The organism is Ruegeria sp. AD11(2025), assembly GCF_056542405.1.
In genome coordinates this window covers 129,092-145,463 of record NZ_JBQFZU010000001.1, presented here as the reverse complement: position 1 = coordinate 145,463, position 16,372 = coordinate 129,092, and the positions used below count along the sequence as shown (strand labels likewise).

The window sequence follows — 16,372 nt, the reverse complement described above, 5'->3', positions numbered from 1 at the left end:
CGCTGCTTCAAGGCCACGAACTCTTGCCCACAGCGGGTTCTCGCCCTAGGGTGGTTAATAAAAGTTTCCGGGGGATGGAAATGACCGAGCGTGGTGGCATTTTTGCCGGCGCTGATCCGTTTCAAATTTCGGATCGGTGGCTGTCAGAGGCCAAAGACAGCGAATTGAATGATCCCAACGCCATAGCGTTGGCAACCGTGGACCCGGATGGCATGCCCAACGTGCGCATGGTGCTATTAAAAGAGATCGAATCCGATGCCTTCGTGTTTTACACCAATTACGAAAGCGCCAAAGCCACCGAGCTTGAATCAGCAGGCAAAGCGGCATTTGTTATGCATTGGAAATCATTGCGGCGGCAAATCCGGGTTCGTGGTACAGTCACAAGGGAAAACGGGCCGCAAGCTGATGAGTATTATGCGTCCCGCTCGCTGAAGAGTCGACTTGGGGCATGGGCCTCAAAGCAGTCCCAGCCCCTAAGCAGCCGATCTGCCCTAATGGCAGAGGTTGCCAAGGTGACCGCGAAACTGGGGCCGAACCCTCCGCGGCCACCGTTCTGGGGTGGATACAGGCTGGTACCGACCGAGATCGAATTTTGGGCCGATGGTGCCTTCCGGCTGCATGACAGGTTCCAGTGGCGTCGGGATCAAGTGGGCTCGGTGTGGGAAGTACAGAGGTTGAATCCATGACGTTCGCGTATCGTGAAATGCAACGAGCAGGAAACAAAGGGTTTTTTCAGCTTGAATTTGCGCGTCATTCCCATACACATCGGACCCTTAACGAACTGTTAAAATTCGCGATGGGAAAACCGTGCCAGAAGATCTGAACAACATGTACCGCGTCCGTGGACACGTAAAATGGTTCGACCCTGCCAAGGGGTACGGGTTCGTTGTGTCCGACGAAGGCGGTCCGGATATTCTGTTGCATGTAAATGTGTTACGTAATTTCGGGCAAAGTTCTGTCGCCGATGGCGCCGGGATCGAGATCATGACCCACCGCACCGACCGCGGTGTTCAGGCGGTCGAGGTTATCAGTGTCGATCCACCCGCACGGACCGACTCGATGATGCTGGCGGATTTTGCCGAGCTTGATCCCGTTGTGATCGCCGAAGCGCCGCTCGAGGCTGCACGGGTGAAATGGTTCGATAAGGGCAAGGGGTTCGGTTTCGCCAATGTTTTTGGCCGGAATGAAGATGTATTCCTGCATATCGAAGTGTTGCGCCGGTCCGGTCTTGCCGACCTGCAACCGGGCGAGGCGCTGGCGATGCGCGTCATCGATGGCAAACGCGGACGTATGGCGGCTCAGGTCCTGGCCTGGGAAGCCGCGTTGGACGACTGATTGTTCATGACCAGACTAATCGCGGTTCTTGCAAGTATAACAATGCTGTGGACCGGAGAGGGGCTGGCGGCGTGCCGGGACGACCGTGTCGGTCTGCGCAACGATAAGACACAAATTACCTTCAATGTTGAACTGGCGATGAGCCCGCAAGACAGGGCGCGCGGACTGATGTTTCGCGAGTCGCTGCCGCAGCGGTCCGGGATGTTGTTCGTGTTCGACCCGCCGCAGAGGGTCGCGTTCTGGATGAAGAATACTCTGATTCCCCTGGACCTCATTTTTCTGGACCGCACCGGAACCGTGACCCGCGTACACGAAAATGCGATTCCCGGCGATGAGACTCAGATTGAAGGCGGCGATTCGGTCTTTGCAGTTCTGGAAATCAATGCCGGGCTGGCGGCCCGCTACCTGATTACGCCGGGAACCCAGATGCAGCACGAAATTTTTTTGCAGGGCCCTGCAATTTGGCCCTGTTAGGGCTTTTCAAATCAGAACGGCACGTTTAGGAAGGCGCACGGTCCGGGGCGTGGCGCAGTCTGGTAGCGCACCTGTTTTGGGTACAGGGGGTCGTAGGTTCGAATCCTGCCGCCCCGACCACTTCTTTCCTTTACGTGGGTGATCCACCCATCACCTGGAACAGCGCGCCAAGCGCCTGATCCAGTGTTTTGCTTTCCACCGGAACTTTGACCGCAGGTCCAGTCTTCTGAGGCACATTAAAAAACAGCTCTGCATCTACGCGGTAACCCGAGGCGTTCTTGGTTGATGTCATACGCATGACGCTTTTGGGAAGGTTCTGCGGGTATCCATCATAGTTGAGAATCAGATATGCGGTTGTGTCGGGCGGCAGCAACTCGGTGCATTCGTAGACCCGATTCCCGATCTTCTGGAACCGCTCACCGGGTCCGGCACATTGCGTTTCGAACGTATCGAAAAGCCGTTTGGGATATGTGTCGAACTGCGCGCTGCGCGTTGGAGGGGGCACATCTTGTGGTGCGCAGGCCACGGTCAACGCCAATACGGGAAGCAAGCGATACACCAACATCGAACCTGACCTCCCTCGATCAACCGTTTTAAACTAAATGCACTTTGTCCACCCCACCGACGGGTGGCGTTCTGATTCTTGTTCAACCTAACTACCTTACTACCGGTTTATCAAATGCCGGTAACTGTGCCGAGAAACACAGTTAATTCCGCTGTGTGAGTTTCAGGCTACACCGGGCGGCCGGTGGATGAACCTGTGGAGGAATCGCAATCCGTCAGCAGACAGAGCCCCGAAACTACTGGGTCAATAAAAAAGATTTCGAAAATGACCGAAAAATGACATTGACGATCTATGGCCGAATACGTCAAGTTGTATGGGCCGAAAGGGATGCCACTAAATCTGGTAGGATAACCGGAAAAGGGCATAGGACGAGGGTCGGAAAGCACATCTATTAAACGTGCAACCGTACGAACGGTTTCGCGCTGTCGAAAACAGCGCCCGGTCGTTTGCGTCCAAAATTTCTGGCACGGCTGACGGATTGCTGAAAGGCTCCTGACGCCAACGGACAAGTTGATTGAATCTAGGGCTGCGGACATGAAGATTGACAGAAAATTCACCAAATCGGGACAGGACGCATACGCAGATCTGGACTTTGTCTCTGCGACATCGGAAATCCGGAACCCGGACGGCACCATTGTGTTTCGCCTCGACGAAATCGAAGTTCCCGCAAAGTGGAGCCAGGTGGCTAGCGACGTCATTGCGCAAAAGTACTTCCGCAAAGCCGGTGTTCCTTCGGCCCTGAAAAAGGTCAAGGAAAAGGACGTTCCCGAATTTCTGTGGCGCTCGGTTCCGGCTGAAGGCGCTGAATTCAGCGGAGAAACCTCTTCGAAGCAGGTCTTTGACCGACTGGCAGGTGCATGGGCTTACTGGGGCTGGAAGGGCGGCTATTTCTCGACCGAAGAAGACGCGCGCGCCTACTTTGACGAGATGCGCTATATGCTGGCGACCCAGCGTGCTGCGCCTAATAGCCCGCAGTGGTTCAACACCGGTTTGCACTGGGCTTACGGAATCGATGGCCCGGCACAGGGTCACCACTATGTCGATTACAAAACCGGTAAGTTGACCAAATCGAAATCCGCATACGAACATCCGCAGCCGCACGCGTGCTTCATTCAGTCCGTCGATGATGATCTGGTCAACGAAGGCGGTATCATGGACTTGTGGGTGCGCGAGGCGCGCCTGTTCAAATACGGCTCGGGTACCGGGACCAACTTCAGCCATCTGCGTGCAGAAGGCGAGGCGCTGTCAGGTGGCGGCAAGTCCTCGGGCCTCATGGGCTTTCTCAAGATCGGCGACCGCGCCGCAGGCGCGATCAAATCAGGCGGTACAACCCGTCGAGCAGCAAAGATGGTAATCGTCGATGCTGATCACCCTGACATCGAAAAATTCATCGAATGGAAGGTGATCGAAGAGCAGAAGGTGGCCTCGATCGTTGCCGGATCGAAGATGCACGAGAAGATGCTGAACGGCATTTTCGAGGCCATCCGCAGCTGGGACGGTGCGCAAGACGATGCGTATGATCCCAACAAGAATGACAGCTTGAAGAAAGCGGTTCGTGAAGCCAAAAAGGTCGCGATCCCAGAAACTTACATCAAGCGCGTTCTGGATTACGCTAAGCAGGGTCACGACAGTATCGAATTCCCAACCTACGATACGGACTGGGATTCGGACGCCTATAGCTCGGTTTCGGGCCAGAACTCGAACAACTCTATTCGCGTGACCAACGCGTTCCTGACTGCTGTCGAGAAAGACGCCGATTGGGAACTGATCAACCGCACTGATGGCAAGGTCTCCAAGACCGTCAAGGCGCGCGACCTGTGGGAAAAGGTTGGTCATGCCGCTTGGGCCTGTGCCGATCCGGGCATTCAGTTCCACGATACCGTCAACGAATGGCACACATGCCCCGAAGATGGTGCGATCCGCGGTTCGAACCCATGCTCGGAATACATGTTCCTCGATGACACGGCCTGTAACCTGGCGTCGATGAACCTGCTGACCTTCCTCAAGGATGGCGAGTTCCAGGCGGCGGATTATATGCACGCCTCGCGTCTGTGGACCCTGACGCTGGAAATCTCGGTGACGATGGCGCAGTTCCCGTCGAAGGAAATCGCGCAACTGTCCTATGACTTCCGCACGCTGGGTCTGGGCTATGCCAATATCGGCGGCCTGCTGATGAACATGGGCTACAGCTATGATTCGGACGAGGGCCGGGCGATCTGCGGCGCACTGACTGCGATCATGACCGGTGTGGCCTATGCAACCTCGGCAGAGATCGCCGGAGAGCTTGGCCCGTTCAAGGGTTACGAGCGCAACGCGGACCACATGCTGCGCGTCATCCGCAATCACCGCCGCGCGTCGCAGGGTGTGACCGAGGGGTACGAGAAACTGGCGGTCAAGCCGGTGCCTCTGGACCATGGCAACTGCCCCGACAAGCGCCTGATCGATCTGGCCATGTCGGCCTGGGACGAAGCGCTGAGCCTGGGTGAGCAGAACGGGTACCGCAACGCGCAGGCCACCGTGATTGCGCCCACCGGCACCATCGGTCTGGTGATGGATTGTGACACCACCGGGATTGAACCTGACTTTGCGCTGGTGAAATTCAAGAAGCTGGCCGGTGGCGGGTATTTCAAGATCATCAACCGCTCGGTCCCTGCGGCGCTGGAGAAGCAAGGCTATTCCTCGGCTCAGATCGAAGAGATCGTGTCTTACGCGGTCGGCCACGGCACCATTGGCAACGCACCGGGGATCAACCACACCTCGCTGACTGGCCATGGCTTTGGCCCCAATGAATTGGCCAAGGTGGACGCCGCGCTGGAAAGCGCGTTCGACATCCGGTTCGTGTTCAACCAGTGGACGCTGGGCGAGGATTTCTGCACCGGCGTGCTGGGCATCCCGGCGACCAAGCTAAATGACCCGACCTTCGACCTGCTGCGCCATCTGGGCTTTACCAAAGCGGATATCGACGCCGCCAACGACCACGTCTGCGGAACCATGACGCTGGAAGGCGCGCCGCATCTGAAGGAAGAGCACTATTCAATCTTCGATTGCGCAAACCCGTGCGGCAAGAAAGGCAAGCGTTTCCTGGGTGTTGACAGCCACATCACCATGATGGCGGCGGCGCAGAGCTTTATTTCGGGTGCGATCAGCAAAACGATCAACATGCCCAATGACGCCACCATCGAGGATTGCCAGAAAGCCTATGAGCTCAGCTGGTCGCTGGGTGTGAAGGCCAACGCGCTCTATCGTGACGGGTCGAAACTGTCGCAACCGTTGGCGGCGGCGCTGGTCGAGGACGACGATGAGGCGGCAGAAGTGCTGGAAAGCGGGACGCCTCAGGAAAAAGCCGTCGTTCTCGCCGAAAAGGTGATCGAGAAGGTTGTGGTCAAGGAAATCATCCGCAGCCACCGCGAAAAACTGCCGCATCGCCGCAAGGGATATACCCAAAAGGCGATCGTAGGCGGCCACAAAGTGTATCTGCGCACCGGTGAGTTCGAAGACGGTAAGCTGGGCGAGATCTTCATCGACATGCATAAGGAAGGTGCTGGCTTCCGGGCGATGATGAACAACTTTGCCATCGCTGTGTCGGTCGGCCTGCAATATGGTGTGCCGCTGGAAGAATTCGTCGATGCCTTTACCTTCACCAAGTTCGAACCGGCGGGAATGGTGCAGGGCAACGACTCGATCAAGAACGCGACGTCGATCCTGGATTACATCTTCCGTGAACTGGCCGTGTCTTATCTGGATCGCACCGATCTGGCCCATGTGAAACCCGAAGGCGCAACCTTCGACGATCTTGGGCGCGGCGAAGAGGACGGCTTGTCCAACGTGTCCGAGATCAGCGACAGCGCGGCCTCCAAGTCATTGGAAGTGCTGAAACAAATCAGCTCGACCGGGTATCTGCGCAAGCGTCTGCCGCAAGATCTGGTGGTCTTCAATGGCGGTCAGGCCGATTTGACCGGCATGGCCGAAACCGCGTCCGCCTTTGAAGCGCCTGCAGCTGAAACCGCTGTCGCGACCAGCATGGACGCACGGACCAAGGCCAAGATGCAGGGATACGAGGGCGATCCTTGTGGCGAATGCGGAAACTACACGCTGGTGCGCAACGGCACCTGCATGAAATGCAACACCTGCGGCGCGACCAGCGGGTGTAGCTAAGCCAACCGCCCCGGCACCCCGGGGCGCAGGGGTCGGAACGCTGCCCAAGTAACCGGCCCCGACGAATACGGAGCAAGGCGCTGAGACTTACCATCGATGCCTTGGTCCACTCGGCCGACATGCCCGTGTTGGCCGGGAACAGGGTGGGGCGGAATATATGCTCTTTCCCACTCTTTCACGGGGCGGGTGCGCTCGCCCCATGCGCAGTCCAGGCCGCAGGCAAAAAAACACCGGGCGGTCAACGAAATGAGCCTGGAAGGCGAAACTGACAGGGGGCTTCGGCCCCCTTTCTTTTTTGCAACGGCGTCGTCGGGAATTTGAGCAGAGCTTTGCCGGATTGTGCATGCCTCGTCGGGCAAGACCCGCCGAAAGCGGATTGACTAGTTTTCTCCGGCGGTTGACCGCAGACGCGACTCTGTCAAACACGCGGAGATTGGCGCGAAAAACGAAACAAACTTCAATGCAGGTGACACGGTATCCCGTTACGGTGTTTCTGATGCTGTCCGGACAAAAAACGCAAAAACTCTATCAGGAGGCATCACAATGAAACCGCAAATTCTGACCGCTATCTCTGTTCTCGCACTTGGACTGCCGACTCTGGCTGCCGCACAATCCTCGGCTGACGCCAACGGCGATGGTGTGCTGACAATCGAAGAAGTGCAGGCCGTACTGCCTGACGTTGACGCAGACGGTTTTTCGGCGATGGACGCAAACGGTGACGGCGCACTGGATGAGGCCGAGATCGCCGTGGCTCAGGAAGCCGGGTTGCTGCCGGCGACTGACGGCTAACCCCGAAATAGAAAGCGGCCAGAGATACTCTGGCCGCTTTTACAATATCTTATCAGGCGAGGTAAATGTTGAACTTCGCGCGAATCTCGGCATCCAGCAGCGGATCGAACCGGGCTGGAGACGGGGATGACAGAATTTCTTCTTTCCGCTTGACCGCTTTCTCGATCAGATCCGGTTTGCCAAGTTCCGCCCATTCTTTGGGCGACGTCCGGTCTCCGAAAGTCGGGTAGACATAGTCCGCCTGCATTCGGCTGAGCGTTGCGTCGGTACCCAGGTAGTGTCCGGGCCCGCCCATGCAGACCTCGGCGATCTGGTCCAAAGCCAAAGTTTCATCGGTGACCTCGATCCCACGCACACAGCGCTGCGCCTGACCGATTAGGTCGTCGCTGAGGATAAGGCTTTCCAAGCAGAATCCCAGCAACGAGGCGTGCATACCTGCCGCTTCGTAAACCATGTTCACGCCCGACAGTCCGGCCATGACGTTCGAGCACATTTGCTCCCATCCGGCCTGCATGTCAGGCATCTTCGAGTCGGAGGCTCCAGCGGCAGCACCGCCGGGCAGATCGTAGAATCGGTGCATCTGGGCGCAGCCTGCAGTCAGCAAAGCCTGTTCACCGGACCCGATCGACATGGCGCCGGTGCGCAGGTCCAGACCAAAAGGCCAAGTGCCAAAAATTGCTGGGGCACCGGGACTTACAGCGTTTACGTAAACCAGACCGGCCAGACATTCCGCCGTGGCCTGAGTGATCGCACCGGCGATTGTTGAAGGGGCGGTTGCGCCCGCCATCCCGGCCGAAAGCAGCAACACGGGCATTCCACCCTTTATGCAAAGCTCCATAACTTCGCAGCTTTCCGTAGCGAATTTCATCGGTGGCACGACAAAGCAGTTCGAATTCGAAACGAACGGACGCTCTCGGTACTTATCCTCACCACCGGCGATCATGTAGACCATCTCTAGTGCCGGGGGGACGTGGCTGGGTTCCGTGAAGGATGTACCTATATGTTTGAATGTGCCCGAGCAGCTGGCATAGATCGTGTTCAGATCCATTTCCAGGTTGTCGGGAATGTCGCGGCAGACCATCGGCCGCTGAACAAAGTGAATGTTGTCAAGCTGTTCACAGATGCGGGAAGCGTCATGAAGGTCCTGCACCGTTGAATCCCGATATGCATTGCCGTGAACATCAACCACGCTGACGGCCGCGCCCGCCGTGCCGTAGTGAACCTTGGTGCCGGACAGATCCAGATCGGTTTTGCCATCGCGGCTATACAATGTGACCGAGCGATTTGCTTTAGCGATGGTGTCCTCGACCAGGGCGCGGGGGAAGCGGATTCGGCCATCATCGCCCAATGTACAACCGGCGCCGACCAGGTAATCGATACCGCTTTGGGGCGCGTCGGCCAGGCCAATTGTTTCCAATGCAGTTAGCGCGGCCTCGTGGATGCGTTCGATCTGTGCCTGGGTCAGCACGTTGAGAACGCCGCCCTCCATACCGGGGCGGATAGGGCGCAGATGTTCGGGCAGTGCGGACGCACGGGCCGCACGGCGCGCGGCGCGTCCGCCGCTACGGGAGGAGTTACGGGTTTGATCGTTCATGGGTCTGTTTCCAATAGTGAAGGCGTCAGGAAAGGGGGGGGTATTACGCCTTTGAAGGTCGCCCGCGCGCCGCGCGCCCACGGTCGGCTCCAATGGTGCGGCTGATCAGCCGAATCTTCCAAACTTCGTTATGCATTTGGATCCTCACATATTGGCGATCAGTATTCCGATGTGGACCGGTGCTTTCTGTCCTGTTTGCGACCTGAGAGTTCAAAAGCGAAGCTGTGACGCATGTGTCACGGCGATTGCTTGGTTTTGAAAGAATTTTCGCCGTTAAGGCAGAAATCTGTTATAGTTCCTTAACTTATTTAAGAGTGGTTCGTGATCTCAATTGAATATTAATGATTGCAAACCAGGTTTCTAAGTTACGTTGACCCAAAAGACCAAAGTTCCGACGACAGGTTCTTTAGGAGAGTTTAATGAAAGCCCTTAAGGCCCTCTGTCTCATTTTGGTGGCGAGCATCGCAGCCCCCGCAATGGCTGAGGATTGGACCGGGGCTTATGCCGGATTCAGCTTTGGATATGCAGACGCCGACGGTCCGAACGGATCAAGCGGCAACGACACGGTCTTTGGCCCTCATATCGGCTATGATCAGGATTTCGGCAATTTTGTTCTGGGTGGCGAGTTGGAATACAATCGCCTGTCCCTGAATCTGGGCGACGGAGAGGGGAGTCTGGACAGCATGACGCGCCTGAAATTGCGTGGCGGCTATGATTTCGGCGGCGCCTTGGGGTACGTGGTGGTTGGCGCGGCCCGGTTGGATGCTTCGGTCGATAACGATACGGCCGCCGTCTATGGGATCGGTGTAGCTTATCCCATCAACGACCGCTTTGTGATCAGTGGAGAGGCCTTGCGGCAGGATTTTGACGATGTCACCCGGACCGATGGCGGTTTGGATTCGAGTGTGTTCAACCTGCGCACGTCCTTTCGATTCTGACACACCTCAGCCGACGGTGGCGTGACGTTCCGACAATTCCGATGCAAATGTGCAAATCGTCGAAAGGGCGGTTGTGAAACTGTCGTCGTCAATCGTCATCGCCACGCGGATATGACCTGCGGCTGCGGTCCCGAAGCTCTCACCCGGCATAACCGCAATTGCATGCGTATCCAGAAGGGCGTTGGCGAATCCGTTACCGCTGAGCCCGGTGGCGCGGATATCCAGCATCAGATACATCGCTCCCTGCGCCGGAACCAGCCCGATGGTGTTCTGCGCCTCGAGAATACCAATCGCAAGCGCGCGTCGCCTGCGGAAGGGTTCGGCGATCTGCTCTTCCAAGTCACTGCCCGCATTCAGCGCGAAACTGGCGGCGTCCTGGATAAAACCGGGGACACCGTAGGTTGTGTGCGTGGCGAGGTTGATCAGGTGAGACACCACCTGTTCGGGTCCAACGATCCATCCGCAACGCGACCCGGTCATCGCGTGGGATTTCGACATCGAGCCGACAACCAGCGTACGCTCAGCCATATCTGGCAGGGTACGTGGTGAGATATGTTTCCCTTCCCAGACCTGCGTGTCATAGACCTCGTCCGAAATCAGCCAGAGGTCATGCTTGCGGCACACCTCGGCAATCCCGTCGAGCGTCTGGCGGGAATACACAACACCGGTGGGGTTGTTCGGCGTGTTGACCAGCAAGGACACCGCTCCATCTAAAGCCGCGTTGATCTGCTCGGCGCGCGGCTGGAATGCGTCTTCGGCTGTGGTTTGAACTGATCGGGCCACGGCTCCAGCGCCGCGGATCGTACCGGGGTAGGTGGCATAATAGGGGTCGAGATACAGCCCCACATCACCGGGATCACAAACTGCGACATGGGCTGCAAACAACGCTGATTGACCGCCGGGCGTAATCAACACGTTGTTGCGCGTGGTGGGCACTCCGGTGCGTGCCTGCAGCCTAGCGGCCACCTTGTCGCGCAGGAGATCGGTGCCGGGAACCATGGCATAGCCAGTGTGACCCTGCCGGGCGGACAGGTCCATCGCCTCAAGGATCGACGCGTCGGTGCGGATGTCGTGTTCGCCGATGGTCAACTCAGTCACCGCATAGCCGTCGCCGATCATCTGGCGGGCGCGATAGAATACATCCCAGCCGTCACCGCTGCCCTCGACCAATTGCGTGATGCGTTGCGACAATTTCATGGCCCGTCTCCGTCTGGTGTCTTGCGCAGACTGGGACAGAGGCGTTCGGGATTGTCAATCAGCAACGCCGAGGCGCGGAACTCGGGGCTTGGCGCAGGCCGATCTGCGTGCTACTGGGACAGTATGAACCGGATGACCTGCATCATTATCTGCTGCATTACCTGCTGATTTATCAAGCGGGCCGGTTTCTTTCGTTTTCATCCCTGAGACAAGTTGCTAAGCCCGCGCTAACGCGAGAAGCCACGCTGTCTTTAGGAGCCGACCGATGACGACGATCAAACTGCACAACACCCGGACGCGGACGAAAGAGGATTTCGTACCGATCAGCGCCGACAATGTGCGGATGTATGTCTGTGGGCCTACGGTTTATGATCGCGCTCATCTGGGCAATGCGCGGCCTGTAGTGGTGTTTGACGTGCTTTATCGCTTGCTGCGGCATACCTTCGGCGCGGATCACGTGACCTATGTGCGCAACTTCACCGACGTGGACGACAAGATCAACGCAACCGCGCTGGCGCGGCAACAGGCTGGAGCTAAGGGCACGCTGGAGCAGTTGGTGCAGGAACGCTCGGACGAAACTATCGGCTGGTATCTGCACGACATGGGTGCCCTTGGGGCGCTGGAGCCCAATGAAATGCCGCGCGCCACGCAATACATTGCGCAGATGATTGCGATGATTGAGGATCTGATCGCCAAGGGCCATGCTTACGCGGCCGAAGGACACGTTCTGTTCGCCGTAGACAGTTGGAAAGAGCATTACGGCGAATTGTCCGGCCGGTCCGTCGATGACATGATCGCAGGCGCGCGGGTCGAAGTCGCGCCCTATAAGAAAAACCCGATGGATTTCGTGCTGTGGAAACCCTCGACCGATGAACTGCCGGGATGGGACAGCCCATGGGGTCGTGGCCGTCCGGGCTGGCACATCGAATGCTCGGCCATGAGTTATGAGCTGCTGGGCGACAGTTTTGACATTCACGGCGGCGGCAACGACCTGATGTTCCCGCATCATGAAAACGAGATCGCGCAAAGCAAGTGCGCCCATCCGCATGGCGAGTTCGCGCGGTATTGGCTGCACAACGAGATGTTGCAAGTGGAAGGCAAGAAGATGTCCAAGTCACTGGGCAACTTCTTCACGGTGCATGACTTGTTGGAGCAGGGCGTGCCCGGTGAGGTGATCCGCTTTGTCTTCCTGCAGACGCATTATCGCAAGCCGATGGACTGGACCGAGAAAAAGGCCCGCGAGGCTGAGGCAACGCTGCGCAAGTGGCGGGCGCTGACAGCGGGCATCGAGCCCGCCGCCAGCGCGGCCCCCGCCGTCGTCACTGCGCTAAGCGATGACCTGAACACAGCGGGCGCCCTGACAGAGTTGCACCGTTTGGCTGCAGATGGTGATGCGGCGGGATTGTTGGCGAGCGCGCAGGTGCTGGGTCTATTGTCATTGGAAATGGGAGCATGGGCTGACACAGCGTCGGTGGACCTGTCGTCTCACGCAGATCGGTTGGCCGATGCCCGCGCGAGCGCAATGCAGAACAAGGACTTCTCGGAGGTTGATCGCCTGAAAGCGGCCTATGTTGCAGCAGGGCTGGAAGTGCGCATGAGCAAGGACGGGGTCGAACTGGTTCCGGGTACAGGGTTCGATGCGACCAAGCTGGAGGGCGTTTGATGACCAAAGAACGTCTCTATCTCTACGACACCACCTTGCGCGACGGGCAGCAGACGCAGGGTGTCCAGTTCTCGACCGCCGAGAAAGTGCAAATCGCGCAGGCTTTGGATGAGTTGGGCGTGGACTATATCGAAGGTGGGTGGCCTGGGGCGAACCCGACGGATAGCGCGTTTTTCGAGGTTGCGCCGAAAACCGCGGCGCGATTGACCGCCTTTGGGATGACCAAGCGGTCAGGCCGGTCGGCTGACAATGACGACGTATTGGCCGCAGTGATGAACGCGGGCACGCAAGCGGTGTGTCTGGTCGGCAAGTCGCATGATTACCACGTCACCCACGCGCTTGGGATTTCGCTGGAGGAGAATGTCGAGAACGTCCGCGCTTCGGTCGCTCATATCGTGGCACAGGGGCGTGAGGCGTTGTTCGATGCCGAGCACTTTTTTGATGGCTATAAGGACAACCCTGACTATGCGGTCGACGTATGCCGGGCGGCGTTGGACGCCGGGGCGCGCTGGGTTGTGCTGTGCGATACCAATGGCGGAGCGCTGCCCGCCGAGGTGACGAAGATCGTGTCCGAGGTGATAGCAGCCGGATTACCGGGTGACCGCCTAGGCATCCACACCCACAATGATACCGAGAATGCGGTGGCTTGCTCATTGGCTGCTGTCGATGCGGGGGCGCGGCAGATTCAGGGCACGTTGAACGGATTGGGTGAGCGCTGTGGTAACGCCAACCTGACGGCGCTGATTCCGACACTGTTGATGAAAGAACCCTATGCTTCGGGCTTTGAGACAAGTGTCAGCTTGCAGGCTTTGGGCGGACTGACGCGCATCAGCCGGATGCTGGACGACATCCTGAACCGTGTGCCCAGCAAGCAATCGGCCTATGTCGGCGCTTCGGCCTTTGCGCATAAGGCGGGGCTGCATGCCAGCGCGATCGTCAAGGACCCGTCGACTTATGAGCATGTTGACCCGGCCTCGGTCGGGAATGCGCGGATCATTCCGATGTCGAACCAGGCGGGGCAGTCGAACCTGCGCAAACGCCTGACCGAGGCCGGTCTGGTCGTAGAAAAAAACGACCCGGCACTGGGGCGCATTCTGGATCGGATCAAACAGCGTGAGGCCGAGGGGTATTCCTATGACACCGCCCAGGCCAGTTTCGAGCTGCTGGCGCGGGATGAGCTGAGACAGTTGCCCGAGTTTTTCGAGGTCAAACGTTACAAGGTCACAGTCGAGCGTCGCAAGAACAAATACAACAAGATGGTCAGCCTGTCCGAAGCCGTGGTTGTTGTGAAGGTGGATGGGGAAAAGAAACTTTCGGTCAGTGAGTCCATGGATGAAAACGGCAGCGACCGGGGGCCTGTGAACGCACTGGCCAAGGCGCTGGCCAAGGATTTGGGGCAATATTCTCAGGTTCTGGCCGATATGAAGCTGGTCGATTTCAAGGTCCGCATAACGCAGGGCGGGACCGAGGCGGTGACTCGCGTGATCATCGACAGCGAGGACGGGCAGGGTCGGCGTTGGTCGACCGTGGGCGTCAGTGCGAACATAGTCGATGCATCGTTCGAGGCGCTGCTGGACGCGATCCAGTGGAAGTTGGTGCGCGATTGCGGATCGCGGACGGCGGTGGCTGAGTGACCGTGGAATTCGACGACGACGTTAAGGCTTGCGCGGAACTGGTGCATCGCGCCGATCCTGACCGGTTCATGGCAGCCATGGCAGCGCCGGTCTCGGTGCGACCGATGTTGTTTCCGCTTTATGCGCTGAATGTCGAGGTCGCTCGCGCGCCGTGGGTTACGCAAGAGGCGATGATTGCCGAGATGCGGCTGCAATGGTGGCGTGATGCGCTACAGGAGATCGCCGAAGGCAAGCCTGTGCGCAGGCACGAGGTCGTGACGCCGTTGAAACAGGTTCTGTCGCCGCATCTGGCCGCCATGCTGGATGAGTATGTGGCCGTGAGGCGTTGGGACATTTACCGCGATCCATTTGAGGATGAGGCGCATTTCGACGCTTATATAAACCATTCTGCGGGAACTCTGATGGTTGCGTCGGCGCAGGTATTGGGCGCTGCGGACGAGGCCGTGCTGCGCGACTTTGGCTATGGCGTCGGCGTGGCGAACTGGTTGCGTGCCATTCCCGATCTTGAGGCAAGGGGGCGTATTCCCTTGCTGGACGGCACTCCGGAAGGTGTCCGGGCAATTGCGCAGAAGGCTGTGGACAGGCTTCGGCGGGCGCGATCCAATGCCTCCGCTGTTTCTGCAGATGCCCGGCCCGCGCTTTACGCCGGGTGGCAGGCAGAGTGGGTTTTGCGTCAGGCCGTTGCCCGCCCGGATCGGGTGGCCGCGGGGGATCTATCGCAAGGTGAAATACGGCGCAGATTGTCACTGATGTGGACCGTGGCCAGCGGGCGCTGGTAGGGTTTAGATGGTTTCCGCTTCGGACGGTTTCAGCACCAGCCAAAGCAGCGCGCCGCCCGCCAATGTCAGAAGCGGGATCATGGCGAGGTTCACCGCCGTCCAGCCCTCGGCTGCCGAACCGCCCGAGCAGTTCATCAACCCGCCCGAGGCCAGCGACGCAAGTGTGACACCGCCAAACACCAACAGGTCGTTCAGCCCCTGCATCCGACCGCGTTCGTTCACATCATGCGAGGAGGCCAGCATGGTGGTCGCACCGATAAAGCCAAAGTTCCAGCCGACCCCCAGCAGGATCAGGGCGACGAAAAAATTTTCAAGTTCAACGCCTTGCAGGGCTACGACACCCGCTCCTGCCAGAATGGCCAGGCCTAGAGCTACGATCTTTTCCACACCGAAGCGGGCGATGAGCTGGCCGGTGAAAAAGCTGGGCACATACATTGCCAATACGTGGCTGGTGACGACGTCAGCTGCGTCATTCGCGCTGAACCCGCAGCCCACGACCGCCAGCGGGGTCGAGGTCATTACAAGGTTCATCAGCGCGTAAGACACCATCGCGCAGATGATGGCCACGGCGATGCGCGGGGTCCTGAGCATTTCCAGTCGGGTCCGCCCTTGGGGTGCGTTTTCCGTTGGTTTCTCGGGCGTCGGGATATCGAGAAAAAAGAACAGCACCGATCCAAAGACATTCAGCGCAATAACTGCCATATAGGTGCCGAGGAACGGGATCACATAGGCAGTCGAGGTCAGCTTGACGATCTGAGGCCCAATGATAGCCGCCGCCAGACCACCTGCCATGACATAAGAGATTGCCTTGGGGCGGAACGCGTCCGATGCGGTGTCGGCGGCAGCAAACCGATAGAACCCGTGGGCGCTCATGTAGATGCCGGTCAGAAGGCTGCCCAGCAGGAAGATCGGGAATGAGCCCAGATACAGCCCATACGCACCAACGAACCCGCCGCAGGCACCCGCGGTAGCACCCACCAGAAACCCGGCACGTCGACCCCAACGCTGCATGATAGCCGAAACCGGCGTGGCCGCCAGCATCGAGCCCAGAACGATAAGCGAAATGGGCAGGGTGGCCAGACAGGGATTGGTCGCCAGCGACTGCCCCGCTAGACCGCCGACAATGAAGATCATCGGCATCTGCGACCCCAGCACAGCTTGCGCCGCCACCAATACGGCGACGTTGCGTTTGGCCTGGCTGTTGTCCGGGTTGGCGGCGGTCAGTGTCATGGGCCATGCGTATCTCTGA

The 16,372-nt window shown here is 58.4% G+C and carries 13 protein-coding genes and 1 tRNA gene; 10 read left to right on the top strand and 4 right to left on the bottom strand.

Going from position 1 to position 16,372, the window contains the following annotated elements:
* Positions 1 to 80 precede the first annotated feature (80 nt).
* The 4 genes from pdxH (at position 81) to ACR1XY_RS00795 (ending at position 1,929) form a co-directional block, all read left to right on the top strand.
* Positions 81 to 686, top strand: coding sequence for a pyridoxamine 5'-phosphate oxidase (pdxH, locus tag ACR1XY_RS00810; RefSeq protein ID WP_480589166.1), 606 nt, complete (start codon positions 81 to 83; stop codon positions 684 to 686).
* Between the two features lie 142 nt (positions 687 to 828).
* Positions 829 to 1,335: a cold-shock protein gene (locus tag ACR1XY_RS00805; RefSeq protein ID WP_174822655.1), complete on the top strand. Its 507-nt coding sequence runs from the start codon at positions 829 to 831 to the stop codon at positions 1,333 to 1,335.
* A gap of 6 nt (positions 1,336 to 1,341) precedes the next feature.
* Positions 1,342 to 1,809 (top strand): DUF192 domain-containing protein, encoded by a 468-nt coding sequence (locus ACR1XY_RS00800; RefSeq protein ID WP_480589164.1) that lies wholly within the window; start codon positions 1,342 to 1,344, stop codon positions 1,807 to 1,809.
* 43 nt (positions 1,810 to 1,852) lie between these two features.
* Positions 1,853 to 1,929: transfer RNA gene (locus tag ACR1XY_RS00795), tRNA-Pro, on the top strand.
* 10 nt (positions 1,930 to 1,939) lie between these two features.
* Here the strand turns inward: ACR1XY_RS00795 and ACR1XY_RS00790 are convergent.
* A complete protein-coding gene (locus ACR1XY_RS00790; protein ID WP_480589162.1) occupies positions 1,940 to 2,374 on the bottom strand; it encodes a hypothetical protein in 435 nt (144 codons plus the stop codon).
* Between the two features lie 534 nt (positions 2,375 to 2,908).
* Between ACR1XY_RS00790 and ACR1XY_RS00785 the strand changes: the two genes are divergently transcribed.
* Together ACR1XY_RS00785 and ACR1XY_RS00780 are read left to right on the top strand one after the other, a co-directional pair.
* Positions 2,909 to 6,529 carry a vitamin B12-dependent ribonucleotide reductase gene (locus tag ACR1XY_RS00785; RefSeq protein WP_480589160.1) on the top strand — a complete coding sequence of 1,207 codons (3,621 nt, stop codon included), beginning with the start codon at positions 2,909 to 2,911 and terminating at the stop codon, positions 6,527 to 6,529.
* A gap of 543 nt (positions 6,530 to 7,072) precedes the next feature.
* On the top strand, positions 7,073 to 7,318 hold the full coding sequence (locus ACR1XY_RS00780; RefSeq protein ID WP_480589158.1) for an EF-hand domain-containing protein: 246 nt from the start codon (positions 7,073 to 7,075) through the stop codon (positions 7,316 to 7,318).
* 52 nt (positions 7,319 to 7,370) lie between these two features.
* Here ACR1XY_RS00780 and ACR1XY_RS00775 read toward each other — a convergent pair whose 3' ends face one another.
* Positions 7,371 to 8,912: a trimethylamine methyltransferase family protein gene (locus ACR1XY_RS00775; protein ID WP_480589156.1), complete on the bottom strand. Its 1,542-nt coding sequence runs from the start codon at positions 8,910 to 8,912 to the stop codon at positions 7,371 to 7,373.
* 419 nt (positions 8,913 to 9,331) lie between these two features.
* On the opposite strand from ACR1XY_RS00775, the gene ACR1XY_RS00770 reads away from it, so the two are divergent.
* The gene (locus ACR1XY_RS00770) at positions 9,332 to 9,850 is read left to right on the top strand and encodes an outer membrane protein (RefSeq protein WP_480589154.1); all 519 of its coding nucleotides are present in this window, start codon (positions 9,332 to 9,334) and stop codon (positions 9,848 to 9,850) included.
* Positions 9,851 to 9,856: 6 nt separating this feature from the next.
* On the opposite strand, the gene ACR1XY_RS00765 is transcribed toward ACR1XY_RS00770, so the two are convergent.
* Positions 9,857 to 11,047: a pyridoxal phosphate-dependent aminotransferase gene (locus ACR1XY_RS00765; RefSeq protein WP_480589152.1), complete on the bottom strand. Its 1,191-nt coding sequence runs from the start codon at positions 11,045 to 11,047 to the stop codon at positions 9,857 to 9,859.
* A 265-nt stretch (positions 11,048 to 11,312) separates the two neighbouring features.
* On the opposite strand from ACR1XY_RS00765, the gene cysS reads away from it, so the two are divergent.
* Genes cysS through ACR1XY_RS00750 form a run of 3 tightly spaced genes read left to right on the top strand, consistent with a single transcriptional unit; the run spans position 11,313 to position 15,123 of the window.
* On the top strand, positions 11,313 to 12,710 hold the full coding sequence (cysS, locus tag ACR1XY_RS00760; protein ID WP_480589150.1) for a cysteine--tRNA ligase: 1,398 nt from the start codon (positions 11,313 to 11,315) through the stop codon (positions 12,708 to 12,710).
* Complete coding sequence (gene cimA / locus ACR1XY_RS00755) at positions 12,710 to 14,344, top strand: citramalate synthase (RefSeq protein ID WP_480589148.1); 1,635 nt, start codon at positions 12,710 to 12,712, stop codon at positions 14,342 to 14,344. The genes cysS and cimA overlap by 1 nt, the downstream gene beginning before the upstream one ends.
* A 2-nt stretch (positions 14,345 to 14,346) precedes the next feature.
* Positions 14,347 to 15,123 (top strand): phytoene/squalene synthase family protein, encoded by a 777-nt coding sequence (locus ACR1XY_RS00750; protein ID WP_480589497.1) that lies wholly within the window; start codon positions 14,347 to 14,349, stop codon positions 15,121 to 15,123.
* A 3-nt stretch (positions 15,124 to 15,126) separates the two neighbouring features.
* Here ACR1XY_RS00750 and ACR1XY_RS00745 read toward each other — a convergent pair whose 3' ends face one another.
* The gene (locus ACR1XY_RS00745) at positions 15,127 to 16,353 is read right to left on the bottom strand and encodes an MFS transporter (RefSeq protein ID WP_480589146.1); all 1,227 of its coding nucleotides are present in this window, start codon (positions 16,351 to 16,353) and stop codon (positions 15,127 to 15,129) included.
* Positions 16,354 to 16,372: the final 19 nt, after the last annotated feature.

Coding starts and splice junctions, on each gene's coding strand:
- pdxH (WP_480589166.1), top strand. CDS start 81: ATGACCGAGCGTGGTGGCATTTTTGCCGGCGCTGATCCGTTTCAAATT.
- ACR1XY_RS00805 (WP_174822655.1), top strand. CDS start 829: ATGTACCGCGTCCGTGGACACGTAAAATGGTTCGACCCTGCCAAGGGG.
- ACR1XY_RS00800 (WP_480589164.1), top strand. CDS start 1,342: ATGACCAGACTAATCGCGGTTCTTGCAAGTATAACAATGCTGTGGACC.
- ACR1XY_RS00790 (WP_480589162.1), bottom strand. CDS start 2,374: ATGTTGGTGTATCGCTTGCTTCCCGTATTGGCGTTGACCGTGGCCTGC.
- ACR1XY_RS00785 (WP_480589160.1), top strand. CDS start 2,909: ATGAAGATTGACAGAAAATTCACCAAATCGGGACAGGACGCATACGCA.
- ACR1XY_RS00780 (WP_480589158.1), top strand. CDS start 7,073: ATGAAACCGCAAATTCTGACCGCTATCTCTGTTCTCGCACTTGGACTG.
- ACR1XY_RS00775 (WP_480589156.1), bottom strand. CDS start 8,912: ATGAACGATCAAACCCGTAACTCCTCCCGTAGCGGCGGACGCGCCGCG.
- ACR1XY_RS00770 (WP_480589154.1), top strand. CDS start 9,332: ATGAAAGCCCTTAAGGCCCTCTGTCTCATTTTGGTGGCGAGCATCGCA.
- ACR1XY_RS00765 (WP_480589152.1), bottom strand. CDS start 11,047: ATGAAATTGTCGCAACGCATCACGCAATTGGTCGAGGGCAGCGGTGAC.
- cysS (WP_480589150.1), top strand. CDS start 11,313: ATGACGACGATCAAACTGCACAACACCCGGACGCGGACGAAAGAGGAT.
- cimA (WP_480589148.1), top strand. CDS start 12,710: ATGACCAAAGAACGTCTCTATCTCTACGACACCACCTTGCGCGACGGG.
- ACR1XY_RS00745 (WP_480589146.1), bottom strand. CDS start 16,353: ATGACACTGACCGCCGCCAACCCGGACAACAGCCAGGCCAAACGCAAC.